This window comes from Delftia tsuruhatensis (assembly GCF_903815225.1).
Classification (GTDB): domain Bacteria; phylum Pseudomonadota; class Gammaproteobacteria; order Burkholderiales; family Burkholderiaceae_C; genus Comamonas; species Comamonas tsuruhatensis_A.
Genome location: NZ_LR813084.1, coordinates 4,325,207 through 4,347,106, shown reverse-complemented (window position 1 = coordinate 4,347,106; position 21,900 = coordinate 4,325,207). Strand labels below are relative to the sequence as shown.

General features: G+C 67.2%; 23 protein-coding genes and 1 pseudogene. 13 read left to right on the top strand and 11 right to left on the bottom strand.

The features are described from left to right. The first annotated feature begins 13 nt into the window (after positions 1-13). The 4 genes from L1Z78_RS19810 (at position 14) to L1Z78_RS19795 (ending at position 2,387) form a co-directional block, all read left to right on the top strand. Positions 14-517 carry an ABC transporter substrate-binding protein gene (locus tag L1Z78_RS19810; RefSeq protein WP_234638061.1) on the top strand — a complete coding sequence of 168 codons (504 nt, stop codon included), beginning with the start codon at positions 14-16 and terminating at the stop codon, positions 515-517. Between the two features lie 17 nt (positions 518-534). Further along, a complete protein-coding gene (locus tag L1Z78_RS19805; RefSeq protein WP_234638060.1) occupies positions 535-1,317 on the top strand; it encodes an N-acyl homoserine lactonase family protein in 783 nt (260 codons plus the stop codon). Between the two features lie 75 nt (positions 1,318-1,392). Beyond that, positions 1,393-1,683, top strand: coding sequence for a hypothetical protein (locus L1Z78_RS19800; RefSeq protein ID WP_234638059.1), 291 nt, complete (start codon positions 1,393-1,395; stop codon positions 1,681-1,683). Continuing rightward, positions 1,680-2,387 (top strand): nucleotidyl transferase AbiEii/AbiGii toxin family protein, encoded by a 708-nt coding sequence (locus L1Z78_RS19795; RefSeq protein ID WP_234638058.1) that lies wholly within the window; start codon positions 1,680-1,682, stop codon positions 2,385-2,387. Before L1Z78_RS19800 ends, L1Z78_RS19795 begins: the two co-directional genes overlap by 4 nt. On the opposite strand, the gene L1Z78_RS19790 is transcribed toward L1Z78_RS19795, so the two are convergent. After that, a complete protein-coding gene (locus L1Z78_RS19790; protein WP_234638057.1) occupies positions 2,384-3,235 on the bottom strand; it encodes a LysR substrate-binding domain-containing protein in 852 nt (283 codons plus the stop codon). The two genes, L1Z78_RS19795 and L1Z78_RS19790, sit on opposite strands and share 4 nt — an antisense overlap. A gap of 146 nt (positions 3,236-3,381) precedes the next feature. Between L1Z78_RS19790 and L1Z78_RS19785 the strand changes: the two genes are divergently transcribed. From L1Z78_RS19785 to phnX, 5 genes are read left to right on the top strand one after another with little or no spacing between them, the layout of a single operon-like run. After that, positions 3,382-4,251, top strand: a complete 870-nt coding sequence (locus L1Z78_RS19785; RefSeq protein WP_234638056.1) for a phosphate/phosphite/phosphonate ABC transporter substrate-binding protein — start codon at positions 3,382-3,384, stop codon at positions 4,249-4,251. Continuing rightward, complete coding sequence (phnC, locus tag L1Z78_RS19780; RefSeq protein ID WP_234638055.1) at positions 4,248-5,075, top strand: phosphonate ABC transporter ATP-binding protein; 828 nt, start codon at positions 4,248-4,250, stop codon at positions 5,073-5,075. The genes L1Z78_RS19785 and phnC overlap by 4 nt, the downstream gene beginning before the upstream one ends. 5 nt (positions 5,076-5,080) lie before the next feature. Continuing rightward, complete coding sequence (gene phnE / locus L1Z78_RS19775) at positions 5,081-5,917, top strand: phosphonate ABC transporter, permease protein PhnE (RefSeq protein ID WP_418921638.1); 837 nt, start codon at positions 5,081-5,083, stop codon at positions 5,915-5,917. A 31-nt stretch (positions 5,918-5,948) separates the two neighbouring features. After that, positions 5,949-7,037 (top strand): iron-containing alcohol dehydrogenase PsrA, encoded by a 1,089-nt coding sequence (gene psrA / locus L1Z78_RS19770; RefSeq protein WP_234638054.1) that lies wholly within the window; start codon positions 5,949-5,951, stop codon positions 7,035-7,037. 51 nt (positions 7,038-7,088) lie between these two features. After that, on the top strand, positions 7,089-7,934 hold the full coding sequence (phnX, locus tag L1Z78_RS19765) for a phosphonoacetaldehyde hydrolase (protein WP_234638053.1): 846 nt from the start codon (positions 7,089-7,091) through the stop codon (positions 7,932-7,934). Between the two features lie 176 nt (positions 7,935-8,110). Here phnX and fghA read toward each other — a convergent pair whose 3' ends face one another. Both fghA and L1Z78_RS19755 read right to left on the bottom strand, forming a co-directional pair. After that, a complete protein-coding gene (gene fghA, locus L1Z78_RS19760) occupies positions 8,111-8,983 on the bottom strand; it encodes an S-formylglutathione hydrolase (protein ID WP_275444452.1) in 873 nt (290 codons plus the stop codon). Positions 8,984-9,051: 68 nt separating this feature from the next. Beyond that, positions 9,052-10,161 (bottom strand): S-(hydroxymethyl)glutathione dehydrogenase/class III alcohol dehydrogenase, encoded by a 1,110-nt coding sequence (locus L1Z78_RS19755; RefSeq protein WP_234638052.1) that lies wholly within the window; start codon positions 10,159-10,161, stop codon positions 9,052-9,054. Between the two features lie 229 nt (positions 10,162-10,390). Between L1Z78_RS19755 and L1Z78_RS19750 the strand changes: the two genes are divergently transcribed. Continuing rightward, positions 10,391-11,428 (top strand): GlxA family transcriptional regulator, encoded by a 1,038-nt coding sequence (locus L1Z78_RS19750; RefSeq protein ID WP_234638051.1) that lies wholly within the window; start codon positions 10,391-10,393, stop codon positions 11,426-11,428. A 10-nt stretch (positions 11,429-11,438) separates the two neighbouring features. On the opposite strand, the gene L1Z78_RS19745 is transcribed toward L1Z78_RS19750, so the two are convergent. From L1Z78_RS19745 to L1Z78_RS19710, 8 genes and pseudogenes are all read right to left on the bottom strand, one after another. Continuing rightward, entirely contained in the window at positions 11,439-12,740 is a 1,302-nt protein-coding gene (locus L1Z78_RS19745) for a DEAD/DEAH box helicase (protein WP_234638050.1), read from the bottom strand. A 161-nt stretch (positions 12,741-12,901) separates the two neighbouring features. Further along, complete coding sequence (locus L1Z78_RS19740) at positions 12,902-14,212, bottom strand: citrate synthase (protein ID WP_234638049.1); 1,311 nt, start codon at positions 14,210-14,212, stop codon at positions 12,902-12,904. 25 nt (positions 14,213-14,237) lie between these two features. Continuing rightward, complete coding sequence (locus L1Z78_RS19735; protein ID WP_234638048.1) at positions 14,238-14,537, bottom strand: succinate dehydrogenase assembly factor 2; 300 nt, start codon at positions 14,535-14,537, stop codon at positions 14,238-14,240. Beyond that, a complete protein-coding gene (locus L1Z78_RS19730) occupies positions 14,537-15,241 on the bottom strand; it encodes a succinate dehydrogenase iron-sulfur subunit (protein WP_234638047.1) in 705 nt (234 codons plus the stop codon). Before L1Z78_RS19730 ends, L1Z78_RS19735 begins: the two co-directional genes overlap by 1 nt. 27 nt (positions 15,242-15,268) lie before the next feature. Next, positions 15,269-17,074, bottom strand: coding sequence for a succinate dehydrogenase flavoprotein subunit (gene sdhA / locus L1Z78_RS19725; protein WP_234638046.1), 1,806 nt, complete (start codon positions 17,072-17,074; stop codon positions 15,269-15,271). A 33-nt stretch (positions 17,075-17,107) separates the two neighbouring features. Further along, entirely contained in the window at positions 17,108-17,473 is a 366-nt protein-coding gene (gene sdhD, locus L1Z78_RS19720; protein WP_234638045.1) for a succinate dehydrogenase, hydrophobic membrane anchor protein, read from the bottom strand. Positions 17,474-17,508: 35 nt separating this feature from the next. After that, the gene (gene sdhC, locus L1Z78_RS19715) at positions 17,509-17,931 is read right to left on the bottom strand and encodes a succinate dehydrogenase, cytochrome b556 subunit (protein ID WP_234638044.1); all 423 of its coding nucleotides are present in this window, start codon (positions 17,929-17,931) and stop codon (positions 17,509-17,511) included. 134 nt (positions 17,932-18,065) lie between these two features. Beyond that, a pseudogene (locus L1Z78_RS19710) lies at positions 18,066-18,853 on the bottom strand (GntR family transcriptional regulator). Between the two features lie 219 nt (positions 18,854-19,072). Between L1Z78_RS19710 and L1Z78_RS19705 the strand changes: the two are divergent. Genes L1Z78_RS19705 through L1Z78_RS19695 form a run of 3 tightly spaced genes read left to right on the top strand, consistent with a single transcriptional unit; the run spans position 19,073 to position 21,896 of the window. Beyond that, complete coding sequence (locus L1Z78_RS19705) at positions 19,073-20,059, top strand: malate dehydrogenase (RefSeq protein WP_234638043.1); 987 nt, start codon at positions 19,073-19,075, stop codon at positions 20,057-20,059. Positions 20,060-20,073: 14 nt separating this feature from the next. Beyond that, positions 20,074-20,880, top strand: coding sequence for a trans-aconitate 2-methyltransferase (gene tam / locus L1Z78_RS19700; RefSeq protein WP_234638042.1), 807 nt, complete (start codon positions 20,074-20,076; stop codon positions 20,878-20,880). After that, the gene (locus L1Z78_RS19695; RefSeq protein ID WP_234638041.1) at positions 20,877-21,896 is read left to right on the top strand and encodes an HpcH/HpaI aldolase/citrate lyase family protein; all 1,020 of its coding nucleotides are present in this window, start codon (positions 20,877-20,879) and stop codon (positions 21,894-21,896) included. The genes tam and L1Z78_RS19695 overlap by 4 nt, the downstream gene beginning before the upstream one ends. Positions 21,897-21,900 lie beyond the last annotated feature (4 nt).

Here is a 21,900-nt window from a genome sequence, read left to right as displayed (position 1 = left end):
CAAGGAGACGGACATGAAACTCACGCATGCAGCAGCGATGGCCCTGGCCCTCGCAGGGGCGCAGGCGCCGGTCTGCGCGCAATCTGGCGCACCCCGGATCTCGGACGGCGTGGTGCGCATCGGCGTGCTCACCGACATCAACGGCCCGGTCATGGACAACGTGGGCAAGGGCTCGATCACGGCCACGGAACTGGCGGTCGAGGAGTTCGGGGGCAAGGTCCTGGGCATGCCCATCGAGATCGTGTCGGCCGACCACCAGAACAAGGCCGACATCGCCTCCACCCGCACGCGCGAATGGTTCGACCGCGACAAGGTCGATGCCGTGACCGAGCTGGGCAACAGCGCGGTGGCGCTGGCCGCCATGCGCATCGCCCAGGAAAAGGGCCGCATGTCCATCGTCACGGGCGCGGGCGCGCAGCGCATCAGCAACGAGGACTGCTCGCCCAACAATCTGCACTGGGTCTACGACACCTATGCGCTGGCCAAGGTGGGCACACGCTCGCTGGTGCGCAAGTAGGGCGGGGCAGGGCGGCCATGGAACCTGAATACGAGGTCTTTGCCATCCGCTACGCCAGCGTGCTGCGCGCGCGGCAAAGCAACTTCATCGACCCCGTGGAGGGGGATCCGCACGCGCCAATGGCGCTGGATTTCTTCGTCTGGCTGGTGCGTGGCCATGCGCAGCTGCTGCTGGTGGACACGGGCTTCAGCCCGGCGGCGGCGCTGGCGCGGGACCGCGGTTTCCTGCGCCCCGTGGCCGAGTCGCTGCGCACTTTGGGCGTGGAGCCGGGGCAGGTCGCGGATCTGGCCATCACCCACCTGCACTACGACCACGCCGGCGGTGTCGACCAGTACCCGCAGGCGCGCATCTGGCTGCAGGAGCGCGAAATGCAGTACGCCACGGGCCGCTGCATGTGCGAGCGCAGCGCCCGCCACTTCTTCGAGGTGGACGACATCGCCGTGGTGCTGCGGCGCATCCATGCCGGCCAGGTGCTGCTGGTCGACGGCCGGCACGAGATCGCGCCCGGCATCGAGCTGCACCGCGTCGGCGGCCATACCGACGGCCTGCAGGTGGTGCGCGTGCACACGCGCAAGGGCTGGGTCGTGCTGGCCTCGGGCGCGGCGCACTACGACGAGAACCTGCGGCGGCGCAATCCCTTCCCCGCCCTGCACAGCCGGCCCGACATGGAGCGCGGCTACGCGCTCATCGAAAGCCTGGCCGATGGCGCGGACCGCATCGTGCCCGGCCACGATCCGCTGGTGTGCCAGCGGTTCGAGCGGGTGGGGGGCGGGGATTCGCAGGTGTTCCGGATCGCGTGAGGCTGCTGCGCCAGCGCACTGGCAGGAGCTCGGCCATGTGCCTAAAATCGAGGCACGCCATCACGCAAGACCACCATGTCCGCTGCCTCGCTCATTGCCACCCACATGAATGCGCCCTATGGGCGCGTCCTGAGTGCGCAGGACGTGGTGGTCTCTTTGCAGCAAGGCCATCTGTCAGCCGCCTGCGGCGATGCGAACGACATCCTGGCGATGCTGTTCACCGAGGTCGATCCCAGCCTGATCCTGCAATGCGCGGCGCAGGAAAATGTCCCCTTGGCATCGGTGAACCGGCTCTATGAAGAAACCTTGTGCCTGGGGGGCATGAAGTCTGCTGCATGGGAGCAGACCGTGGGGGCCCTGGATTGAAGCCGGTCACGGCCGCCGACGTCCTGCGGCACAAGCACAGCGGCTCCTGGCGTGAACTGGAGCGTGTGGCACGCCTAGCCAACGAACGGGCCGCCAAGATGGCCAACACGGCTTTTCATCCCGCGCTTGGAGGGGGCACGCGCCTCATGCTGGCCATGGAGCACCGGATCAGCGATGACGTGGACTTGTTTTTCCATGATCCTCAATGGCTCGGCTATCTCACGCCCAGGCTGAACGATGCCATCGAGGATCTGGTGTCCGCCTACCACGAAGGCACTTCTTCGCTGAAGCTGGAGCTGGAGCTGGCGCAAGGGGAGATCGACTACATCGTCAGCACTTCACTGTTGGGTCTGCCCGAAGAGCACTCCTCTGATAGCTGCTTCGCGTTGGAGCCCGTCGCGGAAGTGCTGGCGAAAAAGCTGTTCTACCGTGGAGGCACGCTCACAGCGCGTGATCTGTTCGACTGGCGCATGGTCGAATTGCACCTGCCCCAGGCGGAACTCCATCTGGAAAAAATGGCCCTGGTCCTGGGGGACCGGCTCGATGGCATCGCCAGCGCGCTGCAGGCCTTGAGCCATGTGGCTGCGGACAATGCGCGCTGGACGGGCATTCGCACGCCATACCGCCTCGGTTTGCACGAGACCGTGGCCTGGGCGCAGGGGCGCGTGACCCATTTCAGATCAATCGTTGCCGACAACGGCTAGATGGCCTCCAGAAAGGATCTCACCAGCAGGCTGTCCCCGCGCTCGCGCATGCAGTAGACATAGGTCGTGGTACTGGCCGGGTCGCCCGCGATGCGCAGCGGGCGAAAGCGCGGGTCGGGAATGAATTCCGCCTCGGACACGGCACCCAGGCCCAGGCCGCGCGCCACGGCTTCGCGGATGGCTTCGCGGCTGCCGATCTCCAGGTCGGTGCGCGGCTGGATGCTTGCGGCCTGCAGCACGGCCTCCAGCGCGGTGCGGGTGGTGGAGCCATGCTCCCGCAGCAGCAGGGGCTGGCCCCGCAGCTCCTCCAGGGCGATCTCGCTGCGCTGCGCGAACGGATGGGCCACATGGGCGAACAGGATGATGGCGTGGCGCGCGTATTCCCGGGCCATCAGCTCGGGCCGCTCGTGCAGGCCGGCCAGCACGGCCACGTCGGTGGCATAGCGCTCCAGGTCGGACAGCACCTGTTGTGAATTGCCCATGCGAATCGACAGCCGCATGCCCGGGTGCCGGCTCCGGTAGGCGGCCACCATCTCGATCACATGGAACGGCCCGACGGCGCCGATCTTGAGCTCACCCTGGTGCAACTGGCCCGAGTCGCGCAGGAAGAACTCGGCCTCGGCTTCCAGCGCCATGATCTTCTGCGCCATGGCCAGCAGCCTGGTTCCCGCGCCCGTCAGCGTCATGCGGTAGCCACGGCGGTGGAACAGCTCGACCCGGCTTTGCCGTTCCAGCGTGGCGATCTGGGTGGAGATGGTGGGCTGGCTCACGCCCAGCGCGCGGGCGGCGGCGCTGAGACTGCCATGGTGGGCGACGGCGGCGAAGGCGCGGTAGCGGGCATTGCTCACGGGAGGTTTCTTCTCAAGGTTTCATCTATGGAAGCTGTGCCATCTGATTCTGGAACTTTCACATGGCAGAAATATGTCGTTCCTAGCATTCACCCATCGCACGGCATTGGGCTGGTGCGCCTGTTCGGATGCAAAGGAACCACTCCATGAAGATGACCCGCAAGACCTGGCTGCGCAGCGCCGCGGCCCTCGCCCTGGCCGCCACGGCACCGGCTTTTGCCCAGAGCGGCGAGCTGCGCGTGGGCCTGATCCCTTCCGAGGACGCGCAGGCCATGATCCGTGCCAGCCAGCAGGTCATGGACCAGCTGGCCGCCAGGACCGGCATGAAGGTGCGGCCCTTCGTGGCCAATGACTACAACGGCGTGATCGAGGCGCTGCGCTCGAACAAGATCGACATCGCCTTCCTGGGACCCTTCTCCTATGTGCTGGCCAGCCAGGTGGCGGGCGCCGAGGCCTTTGCCGTGGCCGTGACCCGAAAGACCGGCACCAGCGCCTACCGCAGCCTGGTCATCTCGCGCAAGGACAAGGGGCCGGCCGGCGTGGCCGATCTCCAGGGCCGCAGCTTTGCCTTCGTGGACCCGACATCGGCTTCGGGCCATCTGTTTCCCAAGGCCGGCCTGATGGCCGAGGGCTTCGATACCGACAAGGGGTTCTCGCGCGTGATCTTCTCGGGCTCCCACGACGCCAGCATCATGGCCGTGGCCAACGGCAAGGTGGATGCGGCGGCCGTGGCCGACCGGATCCTGGACTCCGCCGTGGGCAAGGGCCTGGTCAGGCGCGAGGATTTCCAGATCGTCTGGCGCTCGCAACCCATCCCTGAATCACCCATGACCTGGCGCAGGAACCTGGACGCGGCCACCAAGCAGAAGGTGGCCGCTGCCCTGGCCGAGATCAAGGGCCTGCCCTGGGGCGACCAGGGCGTGCTGGACGGCTTCGCGCCCACGGACGACAAGGCCTATGACGTGGTGCGCGAGACGGCCCGCGCGCTCAAGCTGGACCTGGGAAGCATGAAATGATCCACATCCGCCAATTGCGCAAGCGCTATGGCAGCAACCAGGTGCTGCACGGCATCGACCTCGATGTGCGGCCCGGCGAATTCGTGGCCCTGCTGGGGTTGTCGGGTGCGGGCAAGTCCACGCTGCTGCGCTGCATCAACGGGCTGGCGCGGGCCGACAGCGGCACGCTGCAGGTCGGCGGCATGGACCTGATGGCGGGCGGTGCGGGCCGGCGCCGCGAACTGGCCCGCCACGTGGCCATGGTCTTCCAGCACCACCACCTGGTGCCGCGCCTGTCGGTGCGCAAGAACGTGCTGACCGGGCGCCTGGGCCAGACGGGCACGCTGGCCTCGGTGCTGCAACTGTTCCGCGACAGCGATATCCGCCTGGCCGACCAGTGCCTGGAGCGCGTGGGCCTGGCCCACAAGGCGCTGGAGCGCACCGAGGCGCTGTCGGGCGGCCAGATGCAGCGCGTGGGCATTGCCCGTGCCCTGGCACAGCAGCCCCAGGTCATCCTGGCCGACGAACCCGTGGCCAGCCTGGACCCCAAGACCGCGCGCAGCGTGCTGCAGTACCTGCGCGAGGCCACGCGTGAGCTGGGCATCGCCGTGGTCTGCAACCTGCACCAGGTCGACTACGCCAGGGAGTTCGGCGACCGCGTGCTGGGCCTGGCCCAGGGGCGCATGGTCTATGACGGGGTACCCGAAGGCCTGGACGAGGCCGCGCTGGGCGCCATCTACCACCCGGCACCCCTTGCACAGGCAGAAGGCTGCGGGCCGCTCGATATTCAGGCGCCGGCGCGCGCCTCCTGGATGCAGGCCGGCGCGCCGGCGGGGGGACTGTGATGGCCATGGCGCAAGACAACGCCCCGGTGCGCGACGGCTGGCACTGGACGGCACCGCGCCCCGCGGGCGCCATGGGCTGGCTGGGCCATGTGGCCGCGGCCCTGGCCATCGCCTGGGTGCTGCACTGGAGCGCGGGCGGCGCGCAGATGAGCTGGGGGGAGCTGGCGGCAGGCATGCCGCAGATCGCGGACTTCGCCGCACGTTCGTTTCCGCCCGACTGGAGCATCCTGCCGCGCCTGTGGGCGCCGGCGCTGGAGACCGTGCAGATCGCCATCTGGGGCACGCTGCTGTCCGTGGTCCTGGCGCTGCCACTGTCCTTCATCGCGGCCGGCAACCTGCATGGCTGGCACTGGTTGCGCCGCGCCACGCGCCAGTTCCTGAACGTGGTGCGCAGCATCAACGAACTGATCCTGGCGCTGGTCTTCGTCTCGGCCGTGGGCCTGGGGCCGTTTCCCGGCGTGCTGGCCCTGGCGCTGCACGGCATGGGCATGCTGGGCAAGTTCTTCGCCGAGAGCATCGAGGAGATCGACGACGGCCCGCTGCAGGCCCTGCGCAGCGCAGGCGCCAGCCAGCTCCAGCTCATCGTCTTCGGTGTGATCCCGCAGGCCATCACGGCCTGGATCGCGGTCGTGCTCTACCGCTTCGAGGTCAACCTGCGCTCGGCCACGGTGCTGGGCATGGTGGGCGCGGGCGGCCTGGGGTTCGAGCTGGTCGGCAGCCTCAAGCTGTTCCGCTACCAGGAGACGGCCACCTGCATCATCGTCATCACCGTGATGGTGATCGCGGCCGATCTGGTCTCGCACGGGCTGCGCCGCCGCATACAGCAGGGCGCCCGCCACTGAACTGTCTCTGTTTCATTCCAAGGATCAATTTGTGTGGACCTATCACAACCCCGTCGCCATCCATGCCGGCCCGGCAAGCCTGGAGCGGCTGCCGGCCCTGCTGGCCGGACGGGACTGCCTGCTCGTGACCTTTCCCGAGGCCGGGCCCCTGGGGCTGGTGGACCGTGTGCGTGCGCTGCTGGGCAGGCGGCTGCGTGGCGTGGTCGACGGCATTGCTCCCCATCCCGATGTGCGCTGGCTCGCGCCGCTGTATGACCGGGTGCACCGCGACCATGCCGACGTGCCCTGCATCGTTGCCCTGGGCGGTGGCAGCGCCATCGATTCGGCCAAGGCCCTGATGTGCGCGACGCCCTCGCGCTCCTTTGCCGGGCTGCTGGGCGCGCTGCAGCTGGGGCTGGATCTGCCGGCCGGGCCCCACAAGGCCTTGATCGCCGTTCCCACCACGGCCGGTACGGGCAGCGAGGTCACGCCCTGGGCCACGATCTGGGACCAGGCCGGAGGGCGCAAGCATTCGCTGCACCAGCGCTGGACCTGGCCCGAGGCGGCGATCATCGACGCCGAACTCATGCGCAGCCTTCCGGCCGGGGCCACGCTGGCCTCGGGGCTCGATGCGCTGTCCCATGCGATGGAATCCCTGTGGAACCTGCACCGCAATCCCGTGTCCACGGCCCTGGCCGTGCAGGCCGCGCGCCGGATACTGGCCACGCTGCCTGCGCTGATGCAGGACCTGGACAGCCTGGCGCTGCGCGCAGCCATGGCCGAAGCCGCCCTGACGGCGGGCCTGGCTTTCTCCAACACCCGTACGGCGCTTGCGCATTCGCTGTCCTACGACATCACGCTGCGCCATGGCGTGGCCCATGGCATCGCGTGCTCCTTCAGTCTTCCCCAGGTGCTGGCGCTGGCCCTGGGGGCCGATGCCCAGGTGGATGCGGCCCTGCTGTCCATCTTCGACGTCTCGACCGGCGAAGCCGCCGTGCGGCGGTTGCGTGCCTTCCTGGAAGGCCTGGGCGTCGTCACCGATCCAGCGCACTACGGTGTGCCGCCGCAGGAGTGGCAGCAACTGCTGCACGCGGCGGCCAGCGGGCCGCGCGGCCGCAATTTCATACGCGCGCTGGAATGAACCGGCGCCACCGGCTCTCTTGACCCCCTCTCTTCCCTGCCAAGGCATTCCATGAACGACACCATCCTTTCCAACGCCACCACCGACCTTTCCCCGCTGCAGGCCGTCATCTTCGACTGGGCCGGTACCCTCGTCGACTTCGGCTCGCTCGCGCCCACGCAGATCTTCGTCGAGGCCTTCGCCAGCTTCGGCATCAGCATCACCCTGGCCCAGGCGCGCGGTCCCATGGGCCTGTCCAAGTGGCAGCACATCCATGAACTGCTGCAGGACGAAGGCATCCGTGGCCAGTGGCACAAGGCCTTCGGCCAGCAGCCCGTGGACGCCGACGTGGACGCCATCTACGCACGCTTCATGCCCATGCAGATCGCCAAGGTGGGCGAGTTCTCCGCGCCCATAGCCGGGGCCCCCGAGCTGCTGCAATGGCTGCGTGCCCGGGGCCTGAAGGTCGGATCGTGCTCCGGCTATCCGCGCGAAGTCCTGAACCAGCTGCTGCCCCAGGCGGCAGCCAGCGGCCTGGCGCCCGACCACGTGGTGGCCGGTGATGAAATGGCCGCCGGCGGCCGCCCCGGGCCCTTCATGGCCCTGGCCAATGTGCTGGCGCTGGGCATCGGCGATGTGCGCGCCTGCGTGAAGGTGGACGACACCGTGCCAGGCATCGAGGAAGGGCGCAACGCCGGCATGTGGACCGTGGGCCTGAGCCTGTCGGGCAACGAAGTCGGCTACTCCCCCGCCGAACTGGCCGCCGCCCCCGCCGAGGAAGTGCGCGAGCGCGTGGCCCGCGCCGAAGCCAAGCTGCGCGCGGCCGGCGCCCACCACGTGATCGCCAGCGTCAAGGACCTGCCGCAGGTGCTGGAGCGGATTGCGCAGGACATGCGCGCTGGCCATAGGCCAGGTTGAGGCACTCTGCCCTTCACCTGTTGGGCTCATCACCCTTTGAAACTGGCGCAGCCAAAAAAACAGGGACGCCGAGCAAGAGCCGCCTCGCGGCGGGGCGCCTAGCCGATGGCGTCGTCCCCCTCCCTTGCGAAGCAAGTAGAGAGGCGCCGTGCCACGGGGGGAAGGCGCGTAGCGCCTCAGGGGGTGTTCAACACCTCTGCATGATGGCGCAGATGATCATCAATGAAGCTCTGGATGAAGTAGTAGCCATGGTCGTAGCCGCCGTGGCGGCGCAGCGTCAGCGGCTGGCCGGCCTGGGCGCAGGCGGCCTCGAAGGCTTCGGGCAGCAGTTGCTTTTCGATCAGGAACTTGTCGGCCAGGCCCTGGTCGATGAGGATGCCGCCCGGGTAGGGGGCCTGCTGCTGCGCTGCCATCAGGCAGCTGGCGTCGTGGGCCTGCCATGCGCTGCGGTCCTCGCCCAGGTAGCCCGTGAAGGCCTTCTGGCCCCAGGGGCAGTTGACCGGGTTGGCGATGGGTGCGAAGGCCGAAAGGCTCTTGAACCGTCCCGGATGGCGCAGCGCCAGCGTGAGCGCGCCGTGGCCACCCATGGAGTGGCCGAAGATGCCCAGCCGCTGCGCGTCAATGGGCAGGCGTGCGGCGATCAGCGGCAGCAGCTCGCCCAGCAGATAGCTTTCCATGCGCCAGTGCAGTGCCCAGGGCTTGGTGGTGGCATCCAGGTAGAAGCCAGCGCCCACGCCGAAGTCCCAGGCATCGGCCTCGCCGGGCAGGCCTGCGCCGCGCGGGCTGGTGTCGGGGGCGATCAATGCGATGTTCAGTTCGGCGGCCAGGCGCTGGGCGCCTGCCTTGGTCATGAAGGTCTCCTCGGTACAGGTCAGCCCGGCCAGGTAGAGCACGGCAGGCACCTTCTCGCCGGCCACGGCCTTGGGCGGCAGAAAGACCGAGAATTTCATGTTCAGGCCGATCTCGGCGGAGAAATGCGCGTAGAAGCGCTGGGCGCCGCCAAAGCAGGCATGGGCGCTCTTGAGTTCCAGGGGCGGCAGTGCGGACATGGTGTTCCTCAAAAAGAAAAAGGGCTGCAGGCGCTCCGGCGGGAGCGCCTGCAGCCGGTGGGCCAGGGTCAGTACACGACCACGGAGCGGATGGATTTGCCTTCGTGCATCAGATCGAAGGCTTCATTGATTTCCGGCAGGCCCATGGTGTGCGTGACGAAGGGCGCCAGCTGGATCTCGCCGCTCATGGCCTGCTCGACCATGCCGGGCAACTCGCTCCTGCCCTTGACGCCGCCGAAGGCCGTGCCCAGCCATTTGCGGCCGGTGACCAGCTGGAAGGGGCGGGTGGAGATTTCCTGGCCCGCGCCGGCCACGCCGATGATGACCGACTGGCCCCAGCCGCGGTGCGCGCATTCCAGCGCGGCACGCATCACGTTGACGTTGCCGATGCACTCGAAGCTGTGGTCCACGCCCCAGCCCGTCATCTCGACGATGACCTGCTGGATGGGCTTGTCGAAATCCTTGGGATTGACGCAGTCGGTGGCGCCGAAGGTGCGGGCCAGGTCGAACTTGGACGGGTTGGTGTCGATGGCGATGATGCGGCCGGCCTTGGCCAGCTTGGCACCCTGGATCACGGCCAGGCCGATGCCGCCCAGGCCGAACACGGCCACGGTGTCGCCTTCCTGGACCTTGGCCGTGTTCTTGACGGCGCCCAGGCCCGTGGTCACGCCGCAGCCCAACAGGCAGACCTGTTCGGGGTTGGCGTCGGGGTGGATCTTGGCCAGCGAGACTTCGGCCACCACGGTGTACTCGCTGAAGGTCGAGCAGCCCATGTAGTGGTAGATGGGCTCGCCGTTGTACGAGAAGCGCGTCGTGCCGTCGGGCATCAGGCCCTTGCCCTGGGTGGCGCGCACGGACACGCACAGGTTGGTCTTGCCGCTCTTGCAGAACAGGCACTCGCCGCATTCGGCGGTGTACAGCGGGATGACGTGGTCGCCGGGCTTCACGCTGGTCACGCCTTCGCCGACCTCGACCACGATGCCCGCGCCTTCATGGCCGAGCACGGCGGGGAAGATGCCTTCCGGATCGTCGCCGCTGAGGGTGAAGGCATCCGTGTGGCAGACGCCCGTGTGGGTGATCTTGATCAGCACTTCGCCCTTCTTCGGAGGGGCCACGTCGATCTCGACGATCTGCAGGGGTTCTCCCGCCTTGAAGGCGACGGCGGCTTTGGATTTCATGGGCTTGTCTTTCGCTAGGGGTGGCACAGGAGCGGGCGGGGGCGCGCTCCGCGAAGCCTTGACTTTAGGCGATGCCGCCGCCGCCGGGCCATTTCATGTCCGCCGTCTCAGGTGATATGTCCGAATCCCATGGCTGGCAGGGGCTTCGGACGGGGTGGCGCAGCGCAAGGCGGGCGCCTTCCGTATAGTCCGTGCTCTTTGCCGAGCCGCCTTCTGCCCATTGCCACCCATGGACCACCGTCACGCCAGCGCCCACCGCATCGATCTCGTCGTCTACCCCGGCTTCAAGGCGCTGGAAGCCATCGGGCCGATGTCGGTGTTCGACTATGCCAACGTGCATCTGCGCGCACGCGGCCAAAGCGATGGCTATGAGGTGCGCGTGGCCGCGCAGAGCCGAGGTGCCGTGCGCTCGGACACGCTGATGGCGCTGGACGCCACGCACACCCTGGCCGAGCTGGAGGCCGCAGGCACGGGCTGCACCGTGGTCGTCGTGGGTTCGCGCCATATCGAGCAGGTGCTGGGCGGCTCGGGCGAGCTGGTGGCCTGGCTGGGCCGCGTGGCGCCGCGCGTGCAGCGGCTGATCGCGCTGTGCTCGGGCAGCTTCTTCCTGGCCGAGGCCGGGCTGCTGGACGGCCGGCGCGCAGCCACGCACTGGAGCGTGACGGCGCAGCTGGCCCAGCGGCATCCGCGCGTGCAGGTCGATGCCGATGCCATCTACCTGCGCGAGGAAATCCGCGACGGCGAAGGCTGCCGCCAGCTGTGGACCTCGGCCGGCGTGACGGCCGGCATCGACCTGGCGCTGGCCGTGGTCGAGGAGGATTTCGGCCATGCGCTGGCCCTGGAGGTGGCGCGCGACCTGGTGATGTATCTGAAGCGCCCCGGCGGCCAGTCGCAGTTCAGCGTGCCGCTGGCCGCCCAGGCCACGCAGCACGGCGGCGTGCAGGCCGTGCAGCAGTGGGCGATCGCCCATCTGGCCGAGCCGCTGACGCTCACGCAGATGGCGCAGCAGGCCCACATGAGCGAGCGCCACCTGCGCCGCGTGTTCCAGCAGGAAACCGGGCAGAGCCCCACGGCCTTCGTCGAGAGCGCGCGGCTGGAGGCCGCCAAGCAACTGCTGGAAAACCAGGCGCACCTGCCGCTCAAGACCGTGGCCGCGCGCGTGGGCCTGGGGTCGGAGCAGGCGCTGCGCCATCTGTTCGTGCGGCACCTGGGCATCACGCCCGTGGCCTATCGCGACCGCTTCGGGGGACGGGGCGGCGCCGGCTGAGTCTGCGCGCTCAAGGCTTCCTGGAAGCGGCCTCGGCCGCCAGCGCGCGCAGCTTGTCCTTCTTGCTGGGGCGGCGGCCCTTGATGCCGCCGTTGCCGTCCTGGGCCACGGGGGGCGGTGGCACGGGCTCGGTGGGCTCGAACCCGGGCAACTGCTCCAGCGCCAGGTCCAGCTGGTTGCGCTTGCAGATCAGCTTCCAGTGCGCCTGCTCGGCCGGCGTCACGAAGCTGACGGCCGTGCCGGCCTCGCCCGCGCGGCCCGTGCGGCCGATGCGGTGCACATAGTCGGCGGCCGAGCGCGGCAGGTCGTAGTTGACGACCAGGGGCAATTGCGCGATGTCGATGCCGCGCGCGGCCAGGTCGGTGGTGATCATCACCTGCCAGCGCCTGGCCTTGAAGTCCTCCAGCGCCTCCTTGCGTGCGCCCTGGCTCAGATCGCCGTGGAAGGCCGTGGCGAAGATGCCGGCCTTGTAGAGTTTTTCGGCCACCAGCTCGGCCGTGTGGCGCGTGGCCACGAAGACCAGGGCGCGTTGCAGCGTGGCCGGGTCGGTGCCCGGCGCCGTGTCGCGCTGTACCAGCTGGCGCAGCAGCTGGGTGCGGCGCGTGCGGTCCACGGCGATGGCGCGCTGCACGATGCTGGCAGGGCTGGCCGCGTCCTGCCCTTCGGCGGCATCGATGCGGGCCTGCACGGGGTCGTAGAGCAGGCCGGCCACCAGCGATTGCACGGCCTCGGGGTAGGTGGCCGAGAACAGCAGGGTCTGGCGCTGGCGCGGCAGCAGGGCAAGCACGCGTTGCAGCTCGTCCTGGAAGCCCAGGTCCAGCAGGCGGTCTGCCTCGTCCAGCACCAGGTGGCGCACGGCCGACAGGCGCACGGCATTGTGCTCCACCAGGTCCAGCAGCCGGCCCGGCGTGGCCACGAGGAAGTCGGCGCTGCCGCGCAGCATCATCATCTGCGGATTGATGGACACGCCCCCATAGACCACGGCCACGCGTGGCGGCCGGGGCAGTGGCTGTACCAGCTCGGTCAGCGTGGCGCCGACCTGCTGGGCCAGCTCGCGCGTGGGGGCCACGATCAGCGTGGACAGCGTGCGCACGAATCCGCCCTGGCCGCGCGGCGCCTGCATCCACCGCTGCAGCAGCGGCAGCAGGTAGGCGGCGGTCTTGCCCGATCCGGTGGGCGCGCAGGCCCAGAGGTCGCGGCCCGCGAGCACGGGGGCGATGGACTGGATCTGTATGGGCGTGGGATCGACGAGGCCCAGGTCTTGGAGTCGGGCGGCCAGCGTCGGGCTCAGGCCCAGGGAGGCAAAGGTCATGGGTGTGCAGCAGTGCGTAGGCGTGGGGCAGGGGGCGCATTGTCGGCGATAGCGCAAGGCCCGGCAAATGCGGGGCAAAGCGCGCAATGCGAAAAAGCCCGCGGGCGTGAACCCGCGGGCTTTCGATGGGGCGGTGCCGGGCCAGCGGCCCGGCCCTGTGATCAACGCTGGCCGATGGGCTTGACGTCGCGGGACACGGAGCCCGTGAACAGCTGGCGAGGACGGCCGATCTTGTACTCGGGGTCTGCCATCTGCTCGTTGAGCTGGGCGATCCAGCCCACCGTGCGGGCCAGGGCAAAGATGCCGGTGAACAGGTTGACCGGCACGCCGATGGCGCGTTGCACGATGCCGGAGTAGAAGTCCACGTTCGGGTAGAGCTTGCGCTGCACGAAGTAGTCGTCTTCCAGGGCGATCTTCTCGACTTCCTTGGCCAGGGCGAACAGGGGGTCCTTCTCCAGGCCCAGCTCGGCCAGCACTTCATTGCAGGTTTCCTGCATGAGCTTGGCGCGGGGGTCGTAGTTCTTGTAGACACGGTGGCCGAAGCCCATCAGCTTGACGCCGCTGTTCTTGTCCTTGACCTGCTCCATGAACTCGCCGACCTTGGCGACGCCGCCGTTGGCCTGCAGGTACTCCAGCATGTTCAGGCAGGCCTCGTTGGCGCCGCCGTGGGCAGGGCCCCACAGGCAGGCCACGCCGGCCGAGATGGCGGCGAAGGGGTTGGTACCCGACGAGCCGCACAGGCGCACCGTGGAGGTGGAGGCATTCTGCTCGTGGTCCGCGTGCAGGATGAAGATGCGGTCCAGCGCGCGCTCGACCACGGGGTTGACCTTGTACTCCTCGCAGGGGTTGCCGAACATCATGCGCATGAAGTTGCCGGCGTAGCTCAGGTCATTCTTGGGATACATGTACGGGGCACCGATGCCGTACTTGTAGGCCATGGAGACCAGCGTGGGCATCTTGGCGATCAGGCGGATCGCGGCGATGTCGCGGTGCTCTGCGTTGTTGATGTCCATGTTGTCGTGGTAGAAGGCCGACATGCCGCCGACCAGGCCCGTCAGGACGGCCATGGGGTGGGCATCGCGGCGGAAACCACGCAGGAAGAACTGCATCTGCTCGTTGACCATGGTGTGCTTGGTCACGCGCTCGACGAAGTCGGCCTTCTGCGCCTCGTTGGGCAGCTCGCCGTACAGCAGCAGGTAGCAGGTCTCGAGGTAGTCGCAGTTCTTGGCCAGTTGCTCGATGGGGTAGCCGCGGTACAGCAGCTCGCCCTTGTCGCCATCGATGTAGGTGATGGCGGACTGGCACGAGGCGGTAGAGAGGAAGCCCGGGTCATAGGTGAACATGCCGGTCTGCGCGTACAGCTTGCGGATGTCGACCACGTCGGGACCGACGTTGCCCTGGTAGACGGGCAGCTCGACGCTGGGAGCGCCGTTGCTGAAAGACAGCGTTGCTTTGTTGTCTGCGAGTTTCATTTCCAAACTTCCTTCTCTAGATTGCCTAGCCTACTTGCGGGACAGAGCCGGGCTTGCGCTTGCGCACCAGCTCCAGCACTTCCCTGATTTCTTGGGTATCGAGTTCCCCTTCCGGCTCCTTGCGGCGCAGGAAGAGGTCCATCAGGTCGTTGTCTGCCAGGTCCATCAAGGCAGACAGACCGCTCGCGTGTCTCCGCGTGAGCTGGTCTGCGTAGGTGGCGAAGAACTGCTCGATGAACAGGTCGTTCTCGACCAGGCCGCGCCGGCAGCGCCAGCGCAGCAGGGCCCGTTCGCGTTCGTCGAGCAGGGTATTCGTCATGTCCATCAGATGGCCCGACGGACCATCAGTTCCTTGATCTTGCCGATGGCCTGCGTGGGGTTCAGGTGCTTTGGGCACACGTCCACGCAGTTCATGATGGTGTGGCAGCGGAAGAGGCGGTACGGATCTTCCAGGTTGTCAAGGCGGTCGCCGGTGGCCTCGTCGCGGCTGTCCGCGATGAAGCGGTAGGCCTGCAGCAGGCCGGCCGGACCCACGAACTTGTCGGGATTCCACCAGAAGCTGGGGCAGCTGGTGGAGCAGCTGGCGCACAGGATGCACTCGTACAGGCCGTTGAGCTCTTCGCGCTCCTCGGGCGACTGCAGGCGTTCCTTCGTGGGGGACGCGAAGCTGTCGTTCTGCAGGTAGGGCTTGATCGAGTGGTACTGCTTGAAGAACTGCGTCATGTCCACGATCAGATCGCGGATCACGGGCAGGCCGGGCAGGGGCTTGAGAACGATGTCGCCGCTGAGGGTCTTCATGTTCGTCAGGCAGGCCAGGCCGTTCTTGCCGTTGATGTTCATCGCGTCGGAGCCGCACACGCCTTCGCGGCAGGAGCGGCGGAACGAGATGGACGGGTCCATCGCCTTGAGCTTGACCAGGGCGTCCAGCAGCATGCGCTCATGGCCGTCGAGTTCGACCTCCACGGTCTGCATGTAGGGCTTGGCGTCCTTGTCCGGGTCGTAGCGGTAGATCTTGAAAGTGCGCTTCATTTGTCTGTTCTCTCGTGGGCTGCTGGATTAGAACGTGCGGACCTTGGGCGGCACGCTGTCCACCGTGAGGGGCTTGAGGTTCACGGGCTTGTATTCCAGGCTGTTGGTGGCGCTGTACCACAGGGTGTGCTTGAGCCATTCCTTGTCGTTGCGGCCCAGCGGGAACTCTGCGTGGTCGGCAGGGTGCTCGTAGTCGTACACGGTGTGGGCACCGCGGCATTCGTGGCGGGCGGCGGCCGAGATCATGGTGGCCTGTGCCACTTCGATCAGGTTGTCCACTTCCAGCGCTTCCATGCGGGCGGTGTTCCAGACCTTGGACTTGTCCTTGAGGGTCACGGAGCCCACGCGCTCGCGGATGGCGTTGATCTTTTCCACGCCCTCGTCCATGCCCTTTTGCGTGCGGAACACGCCGGCATGCTGCTGCATGGCCGAGCGGATGTCGCCAGCCAGGTCCTGGGCGTAGGTGCCTTCCCTGGACTCGTCGAGCTGGTTCAGGCGCGCCAGGGTGCGGTCGGAGCCGTCGGCGGGCACGGCGGCATGGTCGCCGAAGCCGTTGACGAACTGCACGATGTGCTTGCCGGCCGACTTGCCGAAGACCAGCAGGTCCAGCAGCGAGTTCGTGCCCAGGCGGTTGGCGCCGTGCACCGACACGCACGAGCATTCACCCACGGCGTAGAGGCCGTTGACCACGTTGTTCTGCTGGCCGTCCCACACCACGACCTGGCCGTTGATGTTGGTCGGGATGCCGCCCATCTGGTAGTGGATGGTGGGCACCACGGGGATCGGCTCCTTGGTGATGTCCACGTTGGCGAAGTTGTGACCGATCTCTTCCACGGAGGGCAGGCGCTTGCGGATGGTCTCGGCGCCCAGGTGGTCCAGCTTCATCAGGATGTAGTCCTTGTTGGGACCGCAGCCGCGACCTTCCTTGATCTCCTGGTCCATGGAACGGGACACGAAGTCGCGCGGAGCCAGGTCCTTGAGCGTGGGCGCGTAGCGCTCCATGAAGCGCTCGCCTTCGCTGTTCAGCAGGATGGCGCCTTCACCACGGCAGCCTTCGGTCAGCAGCACGCCCGCGCCGGCCACGCCGGTGGGGTGGAACTGCCAGAACTCCATGTCCTGCAGCGGGATGCCCGCGCGTGCGGCCATGCCCAGGCCATCGCCGGTGTTGATGAAGGCATTGGTCGATGCCTGGAAGATGCGGCCCGCGCCACCCGTGGCCAGCAGCACGGCCTTGGCGTGCAACTCGTACAGGTCGCCGGTTTCCAGTTCGATGGCGGTCACGCCCACCACGTCGCCCTGGGTATTGCGGATCAGGTCCAGCGCCATCCACTCCACGAAGAAGTTGGTCTTGGACTTGACGTTCTGCTGGTACAGCGTGTGCAGCATGGCATGGCCGGTACGGTCGGCCGCGGCGCAGGCGCGCTGCACGGGCTTTTCGCCGTAGTTGGCCGTGTGGCCGCCGAAGGGGCGCTGGTAGATGGTGCCGTCGGGGTTGCGGTCGAACGGCATGCCGAAGTGTTCCAGCTCGATCACGACGTTGGGTGCTTCGCGGCACATGAACTCGATCGCATCCTGGTCGCCGAGCCAGTCGGAGCCCTTGATGGTGTCGTAGAAGTGGTAGTGCCAGTTGTCCTCGCTCATGTTGCCCAGCGAGGCGGACACGCCGCCCTGGGCGGCCACGGTGTGCGAGCGGGTGGGGAAGACCTTGGACAGCGAGGCCACGGACAGGCCGGCGCGCGACAGTTCCAGCGCGGCGCGCAGGCCGGAGCCGCCGGCGCCGACGATGACGACGTCAAACTTGCGCTTGGTGATGTTTGCTTTGGAGTAGCTCATTCTTAACCTTCAATCGTGGAGACCGCGTCTCTATCAGATACGCCACAGGATCTGGATGCCCCAGCCGGCGCAGCCGACGAGCCAGACCAGGGTGAAAACGTTCAGCGCCAGGCGCAGGCCCACGGGCTTGACGTAGTCCATCCAGATGTCGCGCACGCCGACCCAGACATGCCAGGCCAGGGAGATGATCACGGCGAAGGTCAGGAACTTCATCCACTGGGGAGCGAAGATGCCGGCCCACAGGTCATAGCCGATGGAGCCGGTGCTGAAGATCAGCTTGGCCAGCAGCACGATGGTGAACAGTGCCATCAGCACGCCGGTGACGCGCTGCACCATCCAGTCGCGGATGCCGTAGTGCGCACCGACCACGGTGCGCTTGGAGCCGTAATTCACGGACATGGTTCTTTTTCCTTATCGTGAGGGGAGATCGTGGATCAGTACAGGCCGAACAGCTTGGCGCCCAGGATCAGGGTCAGGCCGACGCTCAGCACCAGCACCACCAGGGCCGAGGTCTTGCCGAACTGCTTGTTGACGGCGTGGTGGTTCACGTCCATGAACAGGTGGCGCAGGCCTGCGCAGAAGTGGTGCAGGTAGCCCCAGATCAGCGCCAGGCACACCAGCTTGAGGAACCAGCCGAAGGGGCCCGCGAAGACCGAGACGAAGCCGTCGAAGGAGATCTCCGAGGTCAGCGACATGTCCATCATCCAGAGGACGAAGGGCAGCAGGATGAACATCATCAGCCCGCTGATGCGGTGCAGGATGGACACGATGCCGGCCGGCGGCAACCGGTAGGTGGGGAGGTCCTTGAAGAAGTTGATGTTGCGGAACTCTGGCCGCTTTTTGGCTTGCTCAGTCATGGCAGGGTACTTTCGTGGATGTAACTGCTTCGTAATCGCTCAGGGGCGGCGATGCAAAATTCTATTGCAATGCAATAAAAACAGCTTTGCCGGGAATTGCGTATTTTCGCCCGCTTCTCTGGGGAACGGAACGCTCAGCTCAGGGCGTTGCGGTAGTGATGGGTGTCGGTTCGGTACAGGCCGCGGCGTAACTCCATGGGAACATCGTTGTATGTGTAAGCGGTGCGCTCCACGCTCAGCAGCGGCGTGGTGCTGGGCACGTCCAGCAGCAGGGCCTGCTCCGCCTCGGGCAGGACGGCCCGGATCTTCTCCTCGGCACGCACCATGCGCACGCCATAGTCGAGCTCGAACATGGCATAGGTCGGTCCCTGGTAGGCCGACATCTGCTCGGCCGTGAGGCCCTTGAAGGCGTGGCCCGGCAGCCAGATGTCTTCCAGAATGGTCGGGATTGCGGAAAACGACAGCACGCGGCGCACATGCATCACGGCATCGCCGCTGCGCAGCGCCAGGCTGCGTGCCACGTCGGCCGAGGCGCGCAGGCGACGGCAGTCGATGATGCGGCGCTCGGCGCGGCCCTCGCCCTGCTGGTCACCTGCGTCGGGCTGCAGCTTGAGGAAGCGGTACTGCACATGCTGCGCCGCGTGGGTGGCCACGAAGGTGCCCTTGCCCTGGCGCCGCATCACCAGGTTCTCCGCCGCCAGCTCGTCAATGGCCTTGCGCACCGTGCCCTGGCTCACGCGAAAACGAGCGGCCAGCTCCATCTCGCTGGGGATCAGCTCGCCAGGGCGCCACTCGCCCGCTTCCAGGCTCTGCAGGATGAGTCCCTTGATCTGCTGGTACAGGGGCTGAAGGCCGGGGTCGACGCACCTGCGCCGAGGGTGGGGGCAGGGGTGTCTGAGGCGGTGGGAGGCAGGGCTGGCATGGGGAAGGATTCGGGGTGGGGAGGCTCCCGGCAACGCAGTTGAAAGACTTGGAAACAGGCGGCGATCATATCTTATATAAGACATAAGACAAATTGACCGGGCTTCGAAATCGGGGGTACACTTTCGCGTTGTTTGCGGAGCACGGGCTGCTGGTTTCTGACGCTGGTGCGACCTGGCGCCGATAACACCTGACTTTTTTCCATTTCTGGAGTTTCATCATGAGCAAGAAGCCCGTTCGTGTCGCCGTCACCGGTGCCGCCGGTCAAATCGGTTACGCCCTGCTGTTCCGCATCGCCTCCGGCGAGATGCTGGGCAAGGACCAGCCTGTCATTCTGCAACTGCTGGAGATCCCCGACGAGAAGGCACAGAACGCGCTCAAGGGCGTGATCATGGAGCTGGAGGACTGCGCGTTCCCGCTGCTGGCCGGCATCGAAGCCCACTCCGACCCCCTGCAGGCCTTCAAGGATACCGACTATGCACTGCTGGTCGGTGCCCGTCCCCGCGGCCCCGGCATGGAACGTGCCGACCTGCTGGCCGCCAACGCACAGATCTTCACGGCCCAGGGCAAGGCGCTGAACGCCGTGGCCTCGCGCAACGTCAAGGTGCTGGTCGTCGGCAACCCCGCCAACACCAACGCCTACATCGCCATGAAGTCGGCCCCGGACCTGCCGGCCAAGAACTTCACCGCCATGCTGCGCCTGGACCACAACCGCGCTGCATCGCAGCTGGCTGCCAAGGCCGGCTTCAAGGTGGGCGACATCAAGAAGCTGACCGTCTGGGGCAACCACTCGCCCACGATGTACGCCGACTACCGTTTCGCCACCGTCAACGGTGAAAGCGTCAAGAACAAGATCAACGACCAGGCCTGGAACAAGGACGTGTTCCTGCCCACCGTCGGCAAGCGCGGTGCCGCCATCATCGCGGCGCGTGGCCTGTCCTCGGCTGCCTCGGCCGCCAATGCCGCCATCGACCACATGCGCGACTGGGCCCTGGGCTCGGGCGGCGAATGGGTCACCATGGGCGTGCCCTCCAACGGCGAGTACGGCATCCCCGCCGGTATCGTCTTCGGCTTTCCGGTCACCACGGAGAACGGCGAGTACAAGATCGTCGAAGGCCTGGAAATCGACGCGTTCTCGCAAGAGTGCATCGACAAGACCCTGGCCGAGCTGCAAGGCGAACAGGACGGCGTCAAGCACCTGCTGTAAGGCGCCGGCAAGCCATGCTCGACTGGAATCCCGCGCTTTACCTGCGTTTCGCCAATGAGCGAACGCGTCCCGCAGCCGAGCTGCTGGCGCGTGTGCCCTTGGCCCAGGCCCGCCATGTGGTGGACCTGGGATGCGGGCCGGGCAATTCCACCGAGCTGCTTGCACGGCGCTATGCCGGTGCCACGATCACCGGCATAGACAACTCCCAGGCGATGCTGGCCACCGCGCGCCTGCATCTGCCTGAGGCCCGCTTCGTGCTGGCCGACATTGCTTCCTGGACGCCCGCCCCCGGCGAGAGCGCTCCTGACCTGATTTATGCCAATGCCTCCCTTCAGTGGGTGGGGGAGCATGAAACGCTGATCCCCCGTCTGTTCGCCCAACTGGCGCCAGGGGGCGTGCTGGCGATACAGATGCCCGACAACCGGCAGGAGGCCACGCACCGCGTGATGCGCGAGATCGCCAGCCTGCCCAAGTTCGCCGCCTACATCGGCGATGCCGCCAAGGTGCGTACCGACATCCTGCCCATCCGCAGCTACTACGACCTGCTGGCCGGCCCGCAGGAGCAGGCCGGGGTCGAGGCCGGCGCCGTCGATGTCTGGCACGCCGTCTACCAGCATCCGATGGACTCGGCCGGCGCCATCGTCCAGTGGCTGCGTGGCACCGGCCTCAAGCCCTTCGTCGAGGGTCTGCCCGAAGCCCTGCAGGCCGACTTCCTCTCCGAATATGAGAACCGCGTGGATGCCGCCTACGGCGTGCGCGCAGACGGCCGGCGCCTGCTGGCCTTCCCTCGCCTGTTCATCGTCGCCCAGCGCAAGCCATGACCGTCGCCACGTCCACTCCCTCTCGCGCGCACCCTGCCCAGGTGCTGCTCGATGCGCAGGGCGGTGCCCTGCACCTGCCCGTCTGCGACCACTACAGCGGCGTGGAAGCGCGCATGCGCAAGAGCCTGCTGCTGCAGGCCGAGATGATGGATGAGTTCGGCACCTGCGTGTTCGACGTCACGCTGGACTGCGAGGACGGCGCCCCCGTGGGCCAGGAGGCGGCCCATGCGCGCCTGGTGGCCTCGCTGGCGCGCGGTGCCGCGCCCGGCGCCCGCGTGGCTGCACGCGTGCATGCCGTTGACCACGCCAGCTTCGCCCAGGACCTGGACATCATCGTCGGCGAGGCCGGCGACCGCCTGTGCCACCTCATGCTGCCCAAGGTGGAAAGCGTGGACGACGTGCTGCTGGCCGAGCGGCATCTGGGTCGCCTGGGCTGCCGCGAACTGCCGCTGCATGTGCTCATCGAGTCGCCCGCCGCCGTGCACCGCGCCTTCGACATCGCGGCACACCCGCGCGTGCAGAGCATCTCCTTCGGCCTGATGGACTTCGTCTCGGCCCATGGCGGTGCCATCCCCGCCTCGGCCATGGGCTCGGCTGGCCAGTTCGAGCATCCGCTCGTGGTTCGCGCCAAGCTGGAGATCGCCGCCGCCTGCCATGCCCATGGCAAGGTGCCATCGCACTGCGTGGTGACCGAATTCAAGGATCCGCAGGCGTTGCAGGCTGCTGCCACACAGGCATCGCGCCGGCTCGGCTATGACCGCATGTGGAGCATCCACCCCGACCAGATCCGCCCCATCCTGGCCGCCTTCGCGCCGCAGGCCGACGAAGTGGCACAGGCGGCACAAATTCTTACCGCCGCCGAGGCTGCCGACTGGGCGCCCGTGAGCGTGGATGGTGTATTACATGACCGGGCGAGCTACCGCTATTTCTGGCAGTTGCTCGCGCGTGCCCACCAGACCGGCCAGGCGCTGCCCTTCGAAGTGCAGCCCTGGTTTGCATCAGAATCACTTGCTTAGCCCA